Annotated in this window: 16 protein-coding genes and 1 pseudogene; 16 read left to right on the top strand and 1 reads right to left on the bottom strand. The window is 37.3% G+C overall.

Annotation, left to right across the window (positions count from 1 at the left end; all coding sequences use genetic code 11):
• Positions 1-84 precede the first annotated feature (84 nt).
• From A8B79_RS00495 to A8B79_RS00440, 13 genes and pseudogenes are all read left to right on the top strand, one after another.
• A complete protein-coding gene (locus A8B79_RS00495) occupies positions 85-1035 on the top strand; it encodes an SDR family NAD(P)-dependent oxidoreductase (protein ID WP_066216561.1) in 951 nt (316 codons plus the stop codon).
• A 9-nt stretch (positions 1036-1044) separates the two neighbouring features.
• A complete protein-coding gene (locus A8B79_RS00490) occupies positions 1045-1956 on the top strand; it encodes a helix-turn-helix domain-containing protein (RefSeq protein WP_066216559.1) in 912 nt (303 codons plus the stop codon).
• A gap of 4 nt (positions 1957-1960) precedes the next feature.
• Positions 1961-2482, top strand: coding sequence for a hypothetical protein (locus tag A8B79_RS00485; RefSeq protein WP_066216556.1), 522 nt, complete (start codon positions 1961-1963; stop codon positions 2480-2482).
• 37 nt (positions 2483-2519) lie between these two features.
• On the top strand, positions 2520-2768 hold the full coding sequence (locus tag A8B79_RS00480) for a hypothetical protein (protein ID WP_066216553.1): 249 nt from the start codon (positions 2520-2522) through the stop codon (positions 2766-2768).
• A 48-nt stretch (positions 2769-2816) separates the two neighbouring features.
• Positions 2817-2944 (top strand): annotated as a pseudogene (locus A8B79_RS16365) (IS200/IS605 family transposase); the annotation flags it as partial.
• A gap of 175 nt (positions 2945-3119) precedes the next feature.
• Positions 3120-3680: an HXXEE domain-containing protein gene (locus A8B79_RS00475; RefSeq protein ID WP_066216550.1), complete on the top strand. Its 561-nt coding sequence runs from the start codon at positions 3120-3122 to the stop codon at positions 3678-3680.
• On the top strand, positions 3670-3873 hold the full coding sequence (locus A8B79_RS00470; RefSeq protein ID WP_066216547.1) for a hypothetical protein: 204 nt from the start codon (positions 3670-3672) through the stop codon (positions 3871-3873). Before A8B79_RS00475 ends, A8B79_RS00470 begins: the two co-directional genes overlap by 11 nt.
• A 12-nt stretch (positions 3874-3885) precedes the next feature.
• Entirely contained in the window at positions 3886-4263 is a 378-nt protein-coding gene (locus A8B79_RS00465; RefSeq protein WP_066216540.1) for a DNA-binding protein, read from the top strand.
• A 201-nt stretch (positions 4264-4464) separates the two neighbouring features.
• A complete protein-coding gene (locus tag A8B79_RS00460) occupies positions 4465-5331 on the top strand; it encodes a tetratricopeptide repeat protein (RefSeq protein WP_066216537.1) in 867 nt (288 codons plus the stop codon).
• A gap of 5 nt (positions 5332-5336) precedes the next feature.
• Positions 5337-6044 (top strand): ribonuclease H-like domain-containing protein, encoded by a 708-nt coding sequence (locus A8B79_RS00455; RefSeq protein WP_066216532.1) that lies wholly within the window; start codon positions 5337-5339, stop codon positions 6042-6044.
• 9 nt (positions 6045-6053) lie between these two features.
• Positions 6054-7604: a hypothetical protein gene (locus A8B79_RS00450; protein ID WP_066216529.1), complete on the top strand. Its 1551-nt coding sequence runs from the start codon at positions 6054-6056 to the stop codon at positions 7602-7604.
• Between the two features lie 103 nt (positions 7605-7707).
• The gene (locus tag A8B79_RS00445) at positions 7708-9285 is read left to right on the top strand and encodes a hypothetical protein (protein WP_066216526.1); all 1578 of its coding nucleotides are present in this window, start codon (positions 7708-7710) and stop codon (positions 9283-9285) included.
• 261 nt (positions 9286-9546) lie between these two features.
• The gene (locus A8B79_RS00440) at positions 9547-10881 is read left to right on the top strand and encodes an ammonium transporter (RefSeq protein ID WP_066216523.1); all 1335 of its coding nucleotides are present in this window, start codon (positions 9547-9549) and stop codon (positions 10879-10881) included.
• Between the two features lie 11 nt (positions 10882-10892).
• Here the strand turns inward: A8B79_RS00440 and A8B79_RS00435 are convergent, their stop codons facing one another.
• Positions 10893-12713: a dihydrolipoyl dehydrogenase family protein gene (locus tag A8B79_RS00435; RefSeq protein ID WP_235603510.1), complete on the bottom strand. Its 1821-nt coding sequence runs from the start codon at positions 12711-12713 to the stop codon at positions 10893-10895.
• 115 nt (positions 12714-12828) lie between these two features.
• Between A8B79_RS00435 and A8B79_RS00430 the strand changes: the two genes are divergently transcribed.
• The 3 genes from A8B79_RS00430 (at position 12829) to A8B79_RS00420 (ending at position 15947) form a co-directional block, all read left to right on the top strand.
• Positions 12829-13137 (top strand): hypothetical protein, encoded by a 309-nt coding sequence (locus A8B79_RS00430; RefSeq protein WP_066216520.1) that lies wholly within the window; start codon positions 12829-12831, stop codon positions 13135-13137.
• Positions 13138-13199: 62 nt separating this feature from the next.
• Positions 13200-13676 (top strand): hypothetical protein, encoded by a 477-nt coding sequence (locus A8B79_RS00425; RefSeq protein ID WP_066216518.1) that lies wholly within the window; start codon positions 13200-13202, stop codon positions 13674-13676.
• Positions 13677-15947 (top strand): TonB-dependent receptor, encoded by a 2271-nt coding sequence (locus A8B79_RS00420; protein WP_066216515.1) that lies wholly within the window; start codon positions 13677-13679, stop codon positions 15945-15947.
• Positions 15948-16113: the final 166 nt, after the last annotated feature.

Below are 16113 nucleotides of genomic sequence, written 5' to 3'. Positions count from 1 at the left end.
TACACAATACGAAAATGTGTATAAGGCTTTAAAGTAGTTGTATGTCGATCTTAGTCTTGTTCATTTGAAACAAACAAAACTAAGATGAAGACAAATCAATTTGGCAAACAAGGCTGGACTCCCGATAGAATCGGATCTCTTACAGGTAAAACATTCGTTATAACGGGTACTACAAGCGGGACGGGATTTGAAGCTGCAAGGATACTTCTGTCCAAGGGAGCAAAAGTGGTGATGTTGAACCGCAATCCCAAAAAATCAGAAAGTGTTATTGCCACTTTTAAAAAAGAGTTGGGCGGCCAAATAGATGTCTCATTTATCCAAATGGATCTGGCAGAACAAGCTTCTGTAAAAGCAGCTGCAGCGAAGGTACTTGAGAAAGTTATACGTATCGACGCATTGATATGCAACGCTGCTATTGCTCAGGTTCCCAATCAGAAACTTACCGTTGATGGATTTGAAAGTCAGCTCGGTGTAAACCACTACGGTCATTTCACTCTACAAGGTCTGCTCTTTCCACTGGTTGAAGAATCCAAAGGACGTATCGTAACTGTAGGCAGTATGGGCTATAATATGGGACTGAAAACCATCAAATTTGACGATATGAACTGGAATAAAGATTATACTCCAAATGATGCTTACAGCCAGAGCAAATTAGCACAGATCATGTCAGTTTATGAATTACAGGATAAATTGGAAAAAACAGGCAACACTGATGTTAAAGTATATGCTTGTCACCCTGGTTCATCCAGAACCTCCCTGATCGATACCAGTGGTAGTTTTATGATGCGCATGATCTTTAACCTGATGAAATTTTCACCATTGACACAATCAGCTGAAAAAGGTGCTTACCCAATGTTAATGTGTGCTACTGAAAAAGACTTGGATCAAAAAGAATTCTACGGTCCTACAAGATTTAAAAACTTTAAAGGACCTGTTGGAGCACATAAACTGGAAGCACATGCCAAAGACAAAGTTGTTGCAGAAAAGTTGTGGGAAGTATCAGAAAAAGCAACGAACTTAAAATGGAACTTTTAAATTAGCGATATGCAGCACTTTAAAACTTTATCGGCTTACTTAGATTACCTGGAACTTCCGGGACCCGAGCATCCGATGTTGAGCGTATTTTCTGCTATTGGAGATGGTTTCTTACCGTGCCCTAAAGAGAGCTCACCTCCTATTACTAATGATTGCTATTCCATTAGCCTAAAGAAAATCATAAAGGGTGACTTAAATTATGGTCGCACAAAATACGATTTCACCAATGGCGCATTAATATTCATCGCTCCAAGGCAAATACTGCAATGGGATGAAAGTGTAGTTTATGACCAAAAAGGCTTTTCAATCAATTTCCATGAAGATTTTTTGAAAGGCACAGAGTTGGCGCATCAGATCAAGAAATTTGGCTTCTTTTCGTATTCAGCCAATGAGGCTCTGCATCTTTCTCCTAAAGAAGAAAAACAGATCGAATCAATTGTAGAAAATATTGATATAGAATATCAGAACAATCAGGATGAATTCAGCAAAGACATCATCATTTCGCAACTAAGCACGCTGTTGAAATACGCCAATCGCTTTTACGAACGGCAGTTTTTAAACCGAAAAGAATTGTCAAATGATCTTTTGGAGCAGTTTAACAAGTATTTATCAGCATATTTTGAATCTGGGCAGTTGGAAGAAAAAGGAATTCCCGGTATTGAACAGATCGCTGATCAGCTGTCAGTTTCACAGCGGTACTTAAGCGATACACTCAAAAAAGAAACAGGAAAAACTTCAACCGAACATCTGCAATTGTATTTGATCGATGAGGCTAAGAATATTCTGTTGAACCCAAATAAAACGATCTCTGAAGTGGCTTATGAATTAGGATTTGAATATCCGCCCTATTTTTCGCGGTTATTTAAAAAGAAAGAAGGCATCAGCCCATCAGCATACAGAGAAAAATACACTTTAAATTAAGATCATGGATATACTAAAAACAGCAATAGACTGGGCAAAAGCCGAAGTTTTTTCAACGTCATTCTTCATTGTTTTCGGAGTAGTATTTGTATTGGCAAGCATAGGATTTTGGCAACTCGCTAAAACTGATGTGGCAAAAGCATACATCATTCCCACCTTGGTTGCCGGATCATTACTATTGATCATTGGTCTTGGTTTATTTTTCACCAATAAATCAAGAATCACGCAATTTGAAACGGCTTATAATAAGGACGCTGCCGCTTTTGTAGAATCTGAGGTCGCACGTGTTGAAAGTACGTTAAAGGAATATCAAACTATCGTTTTCAAAGCGATTCCATTCATTATTGTGGTTGCTGCGTTGCTGATCGTTTTTATAGACAAACCGGTTTGGCGTGCAAGCGCCATCACAACCATTGCCATGTTGGTGGTTATTCTTTTGATTGACGGCACAGCCAAAGCCAGGATAGATGCTTATAGTGAACAATTAGAATTAGCAGGTAAGAAAACAATTAATGATTTAAATTGAGAATCAGAAAAGAAAATCATTAAGAATTGAACAACAAATGAATATTGAAGAACTATCACAATTAACCGACACAGAATTGCTGGAAGCAGCAAAAAGTAATAAGCCATCACCCATTATAGATGCTTTTTTTATTGGGTTTTTAGCTGGGATAATCATTTACAGTGTTGCTGCAAACGCCTGGGGATTTATCACCTTACTTCCACTATTTCTAATCTATGTGTTCCTGAAGAAGCCTAAGAAATATGAAGCACTGAAAGCAGAATTGGAAAAAAGGAAATTACAATAGCTTCTATGTAAACAGGACTCCTACCCCTTCAATATCTCAACTCCCTAGGTTATCAAATACATTCAAAACCAGGAACAACATCACAAAAACAAAACTTTTCAGGAAGAATATCTTGAGTTTCTGGATAAATTTGATGTGGATTACGATAAAAATATATCTTTAAACCCATTGAATAACTATATATGGTACCTAAAGGCACCTGATGTCCGGGGGCTGTTTCTATTTCTACCAGTGTTTAGTCCCTACGGGACATTTAAATTCTAACCGGAACAACTGATATATTTATTCAGAACTGTTTTCTTTGCCTAATAACTGGTTTTTACTATGTTGTAGTAACAAACTGGAGTTGTTATGAAACACATGGATATAATTGGTCCTGGACTCTTTGTCATTTGTTTGTCTCTGTTCACCTATTTCTTTGTAGGGAAAATAGGTCCCATTGTGATTGGTGGTGCAAGCGCCGGTGGTTTTCTGTTGTACCTGAAAACCGGATATAAATATCGCTTTGATACTTCAAAAGTGATTGTTGCTTACTTACTCACGGTCATCTTTTTTATCATACATGTTTATGAGGAATATATTTTCGGATTTGAAGAAATTGCCTCACAACTAAGCGGACAGGAAGTCACGCAGCAAAGCTTACTCACCTTCGCTGCTTTCTTTGCGCCAATAATGTGGATATCAGGAGCGATATTTATTATTAAAGAATGGGCTTTAGGCTATTATTTTCTAGCTTTTTTCTTTGTTGCAATGACTATCGCTGAACTTACTCATTTTATATTCCCGTTCATTTTGTATGGAGAATGGAGATATACAGCAGGTGTAGTTACCGCTGCATTACCGTTAATCCCTGCCTGGTATGGACTCATGATAACTCTCAAAGAAACGAAAAGGTTAAGGGATGAGGAATAGCAAAGAAATTATTTGTTTACTGATGGCAATGTTTCTGATAAGATCAACATCAGCATTTGCTCATACCGGATTTGATTCAGATGCAGGTATACTATCCAACATTATTGCAGTTGGTGTAGTTCTTCTTTCTATATTTATTTATTTCCTGATGAGTAATAGAAAAAGGAAGAAAGGGATTAATACACCAAAATAGGAACCCAATTAAATGACAAAGATCACTGTTAAGCCTGATTGTGGAAATGCACCAAAAAAGGAGTTGCTGAAACAACTGAATATTGCTTTTGCAAGAGCAAATAGTAACTTCCTCGCAGATATTGTTTCAGATGATATTGAGTGGGATATCATGGGTGACCAAAAGGTTTCAGGAAAAGAACAATTCACCCGAAAATTAGAAACTTTAAAATCAGAAAAAGTATCAGAATTAATGCTTGATCGGATCTTAACTCATGGTAAGGAAGGAGCAGCAAACGGGATTATTAAAATGGAGAATGGAAACGAATATGCCTTTTCGGATTTCTATGAATTTACTGGTGCAAAAGGAACTAAAGTAAGATCTATCACATCTTATATAGTCAGAATTTAACCTCCCGGCGAAGCCCATTCTCGGCATGAAAGTATATTGATTGCTTTTGAATTCAATAAGAAACGCTGTTGATCAAAATCCCTTAAGCAATTTTCCCTTCCATTAGCTATACTCGTTTAAAAGAATATTTACGATACATTTGTATTTAGATATAGAAAAGCTTTCGAGAATGATTTTATTGATCTTAATTATAAATTAAATATGATAAAGAACGCTATTTATATATTGTATGCAGTCTTTTTTATGCCTGATTTTAGTTTCGCACAATCTAGCCTAAGTGAATTGAAATTTGGCTCAAAGTATTATGAAGCGGTTGATAGTTGGGTTGCTTTTCCAAAAACACAAGCTGATACATCTTATACACTAGGTTATATTTATATTGATCAGCAAGCTGGGTTTACTTTTGATTACTTATCACACTTTATTGTAACTGAGAATGGGTTTAAAAAACTGCCAAGAGAGTTTGAAGAAAGTTTAAAATCACGCCTTTCACCTAATACTATTGATGTAGCAATCTTATCAGAAGAACAAATTTCAGAACTAGAGTTACCTACTGAACCTAGTTGGTTGAAGTTCTATAAGAAAGACACAACTACAGTAAGTTATCTCAAAAATATTGGATATCATTATAATCATGTAGGTGCAAGTGAATTAGCAATTGAACCATTACTTAAAGCTTATAATAAAGATCCTCACTTTGAAGGCCTCGAGTTTGAACTCGCATTCGCTTACAATGCAACCCAAAAATATGCCAAAGCCATTAAAGTTTTAGAAAGAGCAATTGAAAATAATTCAGAAGATCATTTCTTCTATAGAGAATTAGGCTTCGCTTATAAGTATACAAACCGATTTGAAGAAGCAGAAACAACCTACAAAAAAGGTATCGAAATATCGGATGATGATCCGGTAAAAGCTGAAATGGCTGTAAACATGGCTCAAGCATATTTTCAGTTACGTGATAAGAGTAAGTTCGAAGAATGGGCCAATCTGACCCGTAAATACTCTGCAAAAGGTTCGAGATTTAGTCAAATCGTAGAGTATTTTGAACAAAACTGGAACCAAGATTAGAGTTTATGTATTTCATATTCGACATAGAAACCATTCCCGATTTCAACTTTATACGAACAGTACTGAATGATCAGGATTCAGATCAGGAAACACTTCTGGAAATAGCTTCCGAAGAACTGGCCAGAAATAAATCGGGTTTCCTCCCTCCCATGTATCATCGAATGGTTTCCTGGGTAGGTTTATGGATCGAAAATACAGGTCAGCCCAAACAAAAAGTTTCCTGGAATGGTGAAGATGAAAAAGAAGGTCTGCAACAGATCTTTGATGCCATCGGCACGTTTAAAGATTTCGGGCTTATTCATCACAATGGAAAAGGCTTCGATATTCCGGTTCTGATTTACAGAGCAATGAAACACGGCTTACAGATGCCTGTTCGTCTCAATGACTATGACATCCGCTATCGGTACAGCAAGCATAACATAGATCTGGTGGATGAGTTCAGTAATTATGGAGCCAGTTCATGGCCAAAGCTAAAGCATCTTGGACAGTTGATCGGCATCCCCTTTAAACAAACCGGAGAAGGAAATCAGGTGCTGGCAATGTTTGAACGGAAGGAGTTAGAACTGATTGAACATTATTGTTATGAAGATGTGATGGCGACTTATATCGTTTGGTTATATCACCAATATTCAACCGGACACATTCCACAGGATCAATTCAATAACCTGAAGGAAAGAGCGTTAAGCAAGTTGGATGAAATTCAAAGTAAATAAATCGCTTTTATGAAGAACTTGGGTCTTCTTTTATTGGTATTACTCTTCTTTTCTACCACTGATGTTTCAGCCCAAGGTCAAATAAATTTTATTTCTGACTCAGAAAGGTCTTTCGTTACGGATTATGAAAACTCAAGTCTGAGAGGACTCCCTTCTTTCAAACAGTTTTTAGCCACATCTGAAACTAATTCAGGAGAAAGCTTTTACTCTACCCATTTAGTAGCTCTCAGATCAAAGATCAGAGACAGGGATTCTGACAAAAAGAAAGCCGAAACTATTTTTAAATATTTACATGATGAAGTTTTTCTGCAATATGAGCTAAACGCCGTGGTATCTGACCTTTCAGAGCGTTGGACTTATAATTGCGTTACTGCTACTTCGTTTTTTGTAAGTATGACAGAAGAATTTGGGATTCCATTTCAAATTTATGAAACCCCGGCTCACGTCTACGCATCCATTCGTCATCGGAATGAAGAAATAATTGTAGAGTTAACCGCTCCAAAAGATGGATTCGATTTTGGATCTAATATGGAGTCCCTTCTTCAAACATTGGTAGACAGTAAGTTAATATCCAGAGATGAATTAGCCGAAAAAGGAGCTGAACAACTCTATCAGGAATATGTAGCTAAGACCATTCCGATTTCAAAGAAGCAATTACTGTCTATTCAATATCATAATGACGCATTGATCAAAGCATCCGGAGAGAATTATGCAGAAGCCTACGATCAAATGAATAAAGCTATCAAACTGTATCCCAATGATACATTCTCTGAGGCTTTCAAATATATCGTTACCATTTCACAGTTAAACTTTACCCTTGAAGCGGATAAGAAATACCTTTTGATCTCAAAACTTCTGGAATCCACTAAAAATGATTCTACGCTTACGTACTCCCTTGTAAATCATTTGGGAGAGCTTATTGAAGATCTTTTAAAGTTTGAGGAAAATTTCGATCTAGTAAACGAGCTCTTGCAGAACGTAGAGAATAATGTGTTAACAGATGCTTTCATAAGCTCTAAACTAAATGAGTATTACGTATACATGTATACCGTATTTGCTCAAAATTCTTCCCTGAAAGGAGAAACGCTGGAAGCAAAAAGAAATATTGAAAAAGCATTGGCTCTTTCTCCGGAGAACAGTAGGCTGACAACCTATTATATATCGGTTACCAGTAATCATGCAACAAAGCTTTCTCAAATTGGACTTTTTGAGACAGCCCGATCTACTATAGATGAGCTCGCAGCAAATTATCCTGCCGGTTATCCTATTATAAAAGAGGCACGTGTTCAAATTATTTTAGATGCCTTGGTATCGATTCCTATGGTAATTGAAAACGAGAGTAAGCTTGTTCCCGAGCTGGAACTGGCATACTCTATCCAACCGGATAACATATACCTTAAGTCATTTTCTGCTACCGTATTTCATGAACTAGCGATGCAACAAGTACGAAGATCCAATTATCAAAAAGCTAAGAATCTTATTTTAGATGGATTGAAATACAATTCTTCAGACCCTACCCTTCTTTCAGATCTTAAATTGATCAACGAGATCCTGGAATAACATCATTTGATCCTTGATTTCCCTAATGCTTAAGTAATGAGTAGTTTAAACCGATAAGTTTTATTAGAAAATTATAATATTAATTTTCACTAATGAAATTGTCATGAGAAATCTGCTCCCGTGTTTACTGATAGGTACTATTTTGGGTTGCCAAGCTCTAACAGGTTCCAATGATAATCCTGATGTTACAACAGCTATCCAATTTTCGGTAATACTGTCAAAAGACATTTCTGCAGATGCCTTGCAATCAATATCAGGCTTTTCTTCCATCTCTCATTTTACTCCTTATAGCGAACAAAAAGTAACTCTCTCCCAAAACCCCTATACAGATCTTGTCTTTGCAGTAAACAATAAAAACCAACCATTATTTGCTTCATTCCTCACTGATAATGGCTCCTATATTTTCGGACATGAAGAAACCGCAACTGCTCTTCTAACTGCTGTTGTACTCCCTTTTATTAGTGCTGATGGATTATTGGCAATATCAGAGGCCAAAAACCTTGAAGAATTTTCTTCTTTAACAGAACGATTGGAATACTTGTCCGACAATAATCTTTCTTTTAGTGAAGACGCTAGCTTTTTTGAGTTACTGAATAAAATCTCTGTTGATCTTGCAGATACTTTCTCAGCGAAAAAGGACTATAACTTTCCAGAATTCAATTATGCTATTTCCGGGTCAGAATTAATTTCATTTTCCGGAGAAACAAAACTTCCGTTTAATGTTGAATTCAAAGATTTGGTTAAAGGTGAAAATACTAACAAAAAATTACTAGTCGGGAATTCTTTGGATTCAGACTACCAAAAAACAATTGCAAACAGCATCTCATTTCCAATCTCTAATGGAGCATTCGGCCTAGATGTTCAATCAGACCAATTAGCTTCAAAAACCAGAGTATTAAAAACTTCCAGAGATGTATTGTTAAAAACATTCACTTTATTAGGTCTCCATTCAAAAAATTACGAAGCTAATAATACTCTCGAGCAGTCTTTATTAGAGTTGAATTTTCCAACAAATATCAGCAGACCTGAAGCAGTTCAAATTGTACAAGATCATTTATATAAAAATGGAAACCTGCTGACTGACTATGTTTATGAGCAACTCGGTTTTTCAACCCACAAAAAATCTGATTTTGAAATATTCTTTAAGTCTTTTCAATCACTCATATATAATCAGAATAAAAATGCTCCATTATTCAATGATGATTCCTTTTATGGTGAGTTCAATGCTTTTGAAGATTTCGAAACCTCTGACACTATCTGTTTTGAAAATTCTAAAGAGGTAGCTTGCAAAGTAGATGTTCGTAAAATCACTTACAGCATTGGACAATCAGGCTGTAGAAAAGGTGAGTATATGATCAAATTTGGTTCGGGATTCTATGCTCCATTTGGCCTTGACAGAGGCTCGAAAATAAAAATTGATTGGGAATTCGGCCCTTCAGGTAAAACAGGTTTTTGGTTAATGCCAATCAAAGATGGAAAAACAAGAGTAAACGGAAGAACCAAAACAGTTGGGTGCTTCAGTTTTGGATCAAAAAAGGAACTTACTTTATCCATTACTTTAAGCGATCATGAATATCGCATAAGTAACACATCTCATGTTATTATCGAAAAACCAAAATCACCTAGCACACCCCTAAAGCCAAATACTACCGACCTTGAAGGTGTACGTATCTTGGAATAAACCCATCAGATTACCAGCCCTCCACTCTCAAATTTGCATGAGAGCGATCCTATTTTTTTGAAAAAACTTATCCCTTTTTTACCAGCTCATTGGTTTTATTCGAAAATTAACGACTTAAATACTTTGAGAATAAATTAGAAAAGCGCTTTCACATTAAAGCCTAACTTTATTTAGAAAAATGTGAATTATTCATAATGATTTTAGGTTTATGATTAATTATAATTCAGTAATTAAAATATATAACTGAATTAATTCTCAGATATGAAGCGCCTTTACGCAACTACGATTCTTATTTTTATTTCTTCCAATTCATTATTTGCTCAGGGTGAGTTACCAACCATCAATGCCGGTGATACAGCCTGGGTACTGATGGCTACGGCTTTAGTCATGCTCATGACCCCTGCCGGGTTGGCTTTATTTTACGGAGGACTTACACAGAACAAGCATGTTCTCAACACAATAGGCATGAGCTATATGGCTTTTTGTACCGGCACACTTGTTTGGGTAATTATTGGTTATTCCTTGGCTTTTTCTGAGGGAAATGCATTTATAGGAGGTTTTGATAATTTCCTCCTTCAGGGAATCACCGTTAGTGATATAAGTGGATCTATTCCAACCATACTTTTTGTGGTGTTCCAAGGAACTTTTGCAGCCATCGCTGTTGCAATCGTAAGTGGATCTATTATTGAAAGGGTTCGATTTTCGACTTGGGGGATATTTTCAATTCTTTGGGTTATCATTGTTTATGCCCCTATTGCACACTGGGTTTGGGGTGGAGGATTTTTGAGCGAATCAGGAGAAATGGATTTCGCTGGTGGCACAGTAATTCATGTAAATGCCGGAGTTGCTGGATTAGTATTGTCATATCTGGTTGGAAAAAGAAAAGAACACAGCCTTGAAGAAGTTCGAAAACCTTCTTCGATCAAGTTTATGATCCTGGGATCGGCTCTGCTTTGGTTCGGTTGGTTTGGATTTAATGGCGGAAGTCAATTAGCGGCCGATGGTATTGCTGCAAATGCCCTTTTGGTAACAAATATTGCTGCTTGTGCCGGAGCTTTGATCTGGTTAACTATTGAATGGTTTATTGTAAAAAAACCCACTTTGATTGGTATGGCTTCGGGTGCAATATCCGGATTGGTTGGTATTACACCAGCTTCTGGATATGTAGATGTGACAGGCGCTCTGGCTATTGGTTTATTATCCGGAATAGTAGGGTATTGGGGCGTTGTTCACCTAAAATCATTGATGAACCATGATGATACCTTAGATGCATTTGGTATTCATGGATTGGTTGGAATTTTCGGGGCTTTGGCTACAGGAATATTTGCTAATCCCGAAATTAATAATGGCGCCGGTTTACTATATGGAAATCCCGGTCAATTTTTAGTTCAAGCCAAGGCTGTTCTTATCACTATTGCCTATTCAGGCATAGCAACCTATGTAACCTGGAAGATAAGTTCATTGATCACTAGTGGTGGAAGAATTGAAGAAAAACTTGAGTTAGAGGGCATGGATATTGGTTATCATGGCGAACATCACATTATAATCGGAGATAGCCAAGTAGTTTCACAATCTAACTCAACATCATTTAATTAAGGTGAGCTTCTCTAAACTACTCTGTCAGGGTCACTGTAATCCGGAATTTCTCCTTTATAGCCAAATATGCGCTTGATCCACTTTACGGTTCCGGCGCTTTGGTTTCTGATGTACCACTGATCGGCAGCACGCCTGGCTCCCAGTCCCCAGCTTGGGTAAGGATGAATGGTGTCAGCTATATTTCTGAGTGAAACCCCATTTTTCATTGCAACAGCATATTCTGAAATAAATTCACCTGCATGAGCTCCAACTACCGATGCACCTAAGATTTTTCCGGAAAACTTCTTGGCAAAGATCTTGATCATGCCTACACTTTCGCCTTCTGTTATAGCTCTGTCTATCTTCGAATATGGAAAACGATACACTTCAAACTTCTCTCCTTTTTCATTTAGCTCTTTCTCTGTAGCCCCAACGTGTGCAATTTCAGGTGATGTAAAAGTAGCCCATGTTATATGTTTCAGATCCATTTTCATTGGGATTTTAAGCATTGCCCTGGAAGTAGCTATTTTCGCCATGTGTTCACTCATGTGAGTGAACTGATATTTACTTGCTATATCACCAATGGCGTAAATATTTTTCTTATTGGTTCGGCATGAATTATTAATGGTAATTCCTTTTTTAGTATACTCAACGCCCGCCTCGTCCAGGCCTAATCCTGCCAGATTTGGTTTACGACCGGTAGCCATTAACAATTTGTCTCCGGCAACTGTTTTCTCTTTTCCGTCAACTTCTATATGTACAGAAACTTTCCCATTATTCTGAGATACAGATTTAACAGAAGCTCCCAATTCGTAGTTTACTCCTTGTCTTTTTAGTTCCTCAAACAAAATATCCGTCAGTTCGGGATCATCATTCATCATTATTTCCTCTGCCATATCTATAACAGTCACTTTACTCCCGAGATTTGTAAATGCCTGACTCATTTCCGTTCCGATCGGTCCACCACCAATAATGAGTAACTCTTCGGGCAGATCTTCGACCTCAAACAAACTGTCATTAGTTAAATAATCAACAGTGTCAATTCCTTCGATCGGCGGAACAAAAGCACTTCCTCCTGCAGCGATAAAGAAAAATCTGGAGGTCACTTTTCTTTTTTCTCCATCAGGTAATTTAATTTCTATTGTATGGGCATTTAAAAAGCTTGCTTCACCCTCAACAACGACAATTCCCATATCTTCAAAAATTTCCGGACGGTCTGCATCTTCGTATACTTCCTTCCGAATATCATCTACATGTTTAATTACTTTTTTGAAATCGATTTTTGGTTCACCATCAATCAATCCGTATTTACCCGCATCTCTGACTTGCTGAGCTACTTTACCTGCCTTCAAAAGGACTTTACTAGGCACACAACCTGTCCATGTACAATCTCCACCCAACTTGTGCTTTTCGATCATCATGGTTTTTGCTCCAAAGTTTGCACAAATACCGGATGCAGTCAGTCCTGCTGCTCCTCCTCCAATTACTACGCTGTCAAATTCAAAGCTTCCTGTTCCTTCGCTTTCACTGTCACTAACTCTGCTTCTTATCTTTTTGACTGTAGAATAAGCACCTCCGGCTACAAGAAGTACCACAACGCCATACACCCACCAAGGAACATTCTTTCCTGCAACTATCAGGTATAAATAAGCGGATATAAAAAAGAATGTGGTACTAAGAGCAGGAATTGCAATATTCTTTCCTTTACGGTAGTTCTTAACCAGCCAGCCCAAAGAAAGAGTGAAAAAAGGGATCGCACCAACGTATATAGAACCGAATATCAAAGGATTAACTCCATATTGCTCACCAAGACCAAGAAACCAATCTTTAGCCATTTCAAGAAACTCTGCCATATTGAACCGTGTTAGTTATGTATCAAGTTGTAATAATGTACAATAAAGATACCATTCACATAGAATTATACTTCACGAAACTGTAAATTATAACTCAGTATTGAACATCTGCTTTATGATCAAAAAACGATCTTTTTATTTCATACCTGTCGCATTTTTTGCTGTACTGGGTCTGTTTACCTCGTTGGTACATTACCACAGTGAGGGATTGGAATGTTTAGATCATGCTGAAGAAGCTCATCTTGTTCAAACCGAAGATTTTTGTCCTATTTCCACACTTGTTACGGACGATGATTTTTCTACCCCTTTTACTTTTGAAGTACTTCTATCTTCTGAAGATCAAATCATTCTGTATAATTCAGAAGAAGAGATTGACAATTTCATCGCTTCAAAATCCGGACGCTCCCCTCCTTTCACGGCTTAAGACCCATTCACTGCCTTTAAGGCATTCTTAATTACATTTTATAATCAAATTTTATTTAAGCCATGAAAAATTCATTTACTCATGCGGCTAAAACCGCTTTATACCTACTATTAATAACAGGCCTGTTCGCAGCTTGCAGTAACTCAACCGGATCAGATGATCACGAGCAAGAGCCCGTCGGAATTAGAATCAAATCAAATGGTCAAGGTGTGCTGGAATATATTGCACATCCATCAAATAGTACTACTACAGGTAGTTTATCTGTTGCCAATGGAAGTACAAATTCGTTTACAGTAGTTTTCCTGGATGAAGACCTGGATGAGTTTACGCCGGAGCCTGATGAACATTCAATTACATTTTCAGGAGCCGGTAACATTGCAGTTTTTGGGAATATTAACTCAGATTCTGCACCTTTCAGTTTTGATGTAACTGGAACTGCGGAAGGTTCATCTACTTTCAAACTTACAATGAATCATCAAGGTGCCGCGGAATTCGTTACTGTAGATCTTCCAATCTCGGTAACTACTTCTTCTAACTAGATGAAATACTTTTCGATATTAACAGCTTTGTTCCTAATGATGATCTCCGGATCATCTATGGGACAGAGTTCATCTTATTCAATATCAGGAAATATTTATGATAAAGAGACAAATGAGTCTATTCCTTTCGCATACATTCACCTGGAAGAACTAAACAGAACTGCTGTTTCAACAATTGATGGTGAGTTTGAGATAAAGAACATTCCTTCCGGAACCTATACTTTAACAGCTCACAGAATTGGATACAGAACTCAATCTCAAAAAATTGAGATAAGTAATAATAATCTTGAACTCGATATAAAACTAAATGTATCGGTACTTAGCTCTGAAGCTATTGAAGTTGTTGGAGAGGCTGAAGACTTAACCGGTTCCGGATTAGAGCATGCTTCAAAAAAGATATTTGGTTCTGATTTAAGACGAAATTTAGGTTCTACTTTATCTGAAACGCTTACCAGTTTACCGGGTTTTGACCAGAGGTCGAATGGAGCTGCCCCCGGAAGGCCTGTTATTCGGGGCTTAGGTGATGAAAGAGTCATGATCTTACAAGATGGAATCAGTTCCGGAGACGTATCTGCTCAGTCTTCTGATCATTCCGTTACTATAGATCCGGTTTCTGCTACCGAAATTGAAATTGCCCGTGGACCTGCAGCATTAGCTTATGGTTCTAACGCAATTGGTGGTGTTATTAATGTAGTCAAGAATCAAGTTCAAACTACACTTCCTTCTCAGCTTACCGGTACTCTATCCTTAAATGGACAAACGGTTAATTCAGGTTTATCGTCAGCAATTAATATTTCATTCCCGGTTAAATCTTTCGCCATTCAAGCTGATATCAATGGTAGATATGGATTGAATACTGACACGCCCAGAGGTGAGATCAGAAATACTTTTTATGAAACTACCAACGATGCCATTGGGGTTAGTTGGATTCGTCCCTGGGGATATGCAGGAGCCTCAACAAGTATTTATTTTAGTAATTATGGAATACCACCTGACCCAAATGGCCATCCTGATGGAGTAGATATTGAATTAAGAAAATATCAATACGATGCCCGTTCAGAAATACTTATCAAAAACGGCTTTTTTAAAGTAATTGAAATTGATGCATCATTTAAAGACTATAATCACAAAGAAATCGAAGGGAAAAGCAGTAATGGCAATCCTGTTATCGGAACAGAGTTTGATCTGCTTACAACCAATATTAATATCAGAGCGAAGCATAATAAATTCGGATTATTAAATAACGGCTCTTTCGGTTTCTCCTCAGAAATTGAAGATTATGTAGTTGATGGAGCAGGCACACCGCCTTCAAATAATTTTAAAATTGGCGCATACATAATTGAAGAATCGGATCTAGGACCACTTCATCTGGAAGCCGGAGCCCGTTTTGACTACTCATTGGCTACAACCGAGGAAAGGGGATTATTTTATGGGATTGGTGCCCGTAACGGTTCCATCGATTCTACTTTTTATAAGGACCGTGACTTTTCAGCTCTTTCAGGATCTGTTTCAGCTATTTATGACTTGGGAAAAGGATTTTCTGTAGGATCTACTATTCTGAGATCTTTCAGGGCTCCTTCTTTGGAAGAATTATACTCCGAGGGACCTCATTTAGCTTCCTACTCATTTGAAATAGGGAACCCTGATCTTGACCCCGAGCGCGCTTGGGCTAAAGAAATATTTGTTGGCTATCAGAACCGTATAGTAAATGCAAATGCTGCTGTTTTTCATAATGGATTTGATAACTATTTATATGCACGGAATACGGGACAGGCAAATATTCAACGTGCTGATTTATTGAACTACCAATTCATTGGAACTTCAGCAGAACTCTATGGATTTGAGACCTCCGCTGAAGTTCAATTATCAGAAACATTAGTAACAGATTTTTCTGTTAGCTATACAATTGGCCAACAAGACACTACTGATGAAAATGGGAGTAATAAAGGAACAAGACCGTTACCGCAAATACCTCCATTCAAAGCAAAAGCTTCTGTTAAGTATTCAAAAGATGGATTTGAAATTGGTACCCGATTCAAATATGCAGCAAAACAGGACCGAACCGGTGAATTTGAAAATCCTACAGACTCCTATTTTTTAACAGACTTATTTGCGCAATACAGATTCAACACTAAGAAGCTTCTTCACACTCTTTCGTTAAATGTGAACAATCTTCTGTACAAGGAATACTATAACCATCTTTCCAGAATTAAAGATCTGAGACCGCAACCCGGAAGAAACATTACAATTCTGTACAGGATCTATTTTTAAACAAAAAAAAGCCTCAATTTTTCAAGATTGAGGCTTTGTTTTAGGTTTCAAAAAAGGGTTTGAAAAATAGATTTGCGTCTTCATCGCATTATCTGTTCCCCTTAAGCGAGTACAAGAGAAACTCAGTCACACTTTGTTACAATTTATTTTGAAAATTTTTTTCCTT

The organism is Balneola sp. EhC07, assembly GCF_001650905.1.
Classification (GTDB): domain Bacteria; phylum Bacteroidota; class Rhodothermia; order Balneolales; family Balneolaceae; genus Balneola.
The sequence above is the reverse complement of the archived record's forward strand: the minus strand, read 5'-3'. Positions and strand labels throughout refer to the sequence as shown.

Coding starts and splice junctions, on each gene's coding strand:
- A8B79_RS00490 (WP_066216559.1), top strand. CDS start 1,045: ATGCAGCACTTTAAAACTTTATCGGCTTACTTAGATTACCTGGAACTT.
- A8B79_RS00495 (WP_066216561.1), top strand. CDS start 85: ATGAAGACAAATCAATTTGGCAAACAAGGCTGGACTCCCGATAGAATC.
- A8B79_RS00420 (WP_066216515.1), top strand. CDS start 13,677: ATGAAATACTTTTCGATATTAACAGCTTTGTTCCTAATGATGATCTCC.
- A8B79_RS00460 (WP_066216537.1), top strand. CDS start 4,465: ATGATAAAGAACGCTATTTATATATTGTATGCAGTCTTTTTTATGCCT.
- A8B79_RS00465 (WP_066216540.1), top strand. CDS start 3,886: ATGACAAAGATCACTGTTAAGCCTGATTGTGGAAATGCACCAAAAAAG.
- A8B79_RS00455 (WP_066216532.1), top strand. CDS start 5,337: ATGTATTTCATATTCGACATAGAAACCATTCCCGATTTCAACTTTATA.
- A8B79_RS00485 (WP_066216556.1), top strand. CDS start 1,961: ATGGATATACTAAAAACAGCAATAGACTGGGCAAAAGCCGAAGTTTTT.
- A8B79_RS00450 (WP_066216529.1), top strand. CDS start 6,054: ATGAAGAACTTGGGTCTTCTTTTATTGGTATTACTCTTCTTTTCTACC.
- A8B79_RS00440 (WP_066216523.1), top strand. CDS start 9,547: ATGAAGCGCCTTTACGCAACTACGATTCTTATTTTTATTTCTTCCAAT.
- A8B79_RS00425 (WP_066216518.1), top strand. CDS start 13,200: ATGAAAAATTCATTTACTCATGCGGCTAAAACCGCTTTATACCTACTA.
- A8B79_RS00435 (WP_235603510.1), bottom strand. CDS start 12,713: ATGGCAGAGTTTCTTGAAATGGCTAAAGATTGGTTTCTTGGTCTTGGT.
- A8B79_RS00445 (WP_066216526.1), top strand. CDS start 7,708: ATGAGAAATCTGCTCCCGTGTTTACTGATAGGTACTATTTTGGGTTGC.
- A8B79_RS00475 (WP_066216550.1), top strand. CDS start 3,120: ATGAAACACATGGATATAATTGGTCCTGGACTCTTTGTCATTTGTTTG.
- A8B79_RS00480 (WP_066216553.1), top strand. CDS start 2,520: ATGAATATTGAAGAACTATCACAATTAACCGACACAGAATTGCTGGAA.
- A8B79_RS00470 (WP_066216547.1), top strand. CDS start 3,670: ATGAGGAATAGCAAAGAAATTATTTGTTTACTGATGGCAATGTTTCTG.
- A8B79_RS00430 (WP_066216520.1), top strand. CDS start 12,829: ATGATCAAAAAACGATCTTTTTATTTCATACCTGTCGCATTTTTTGCT.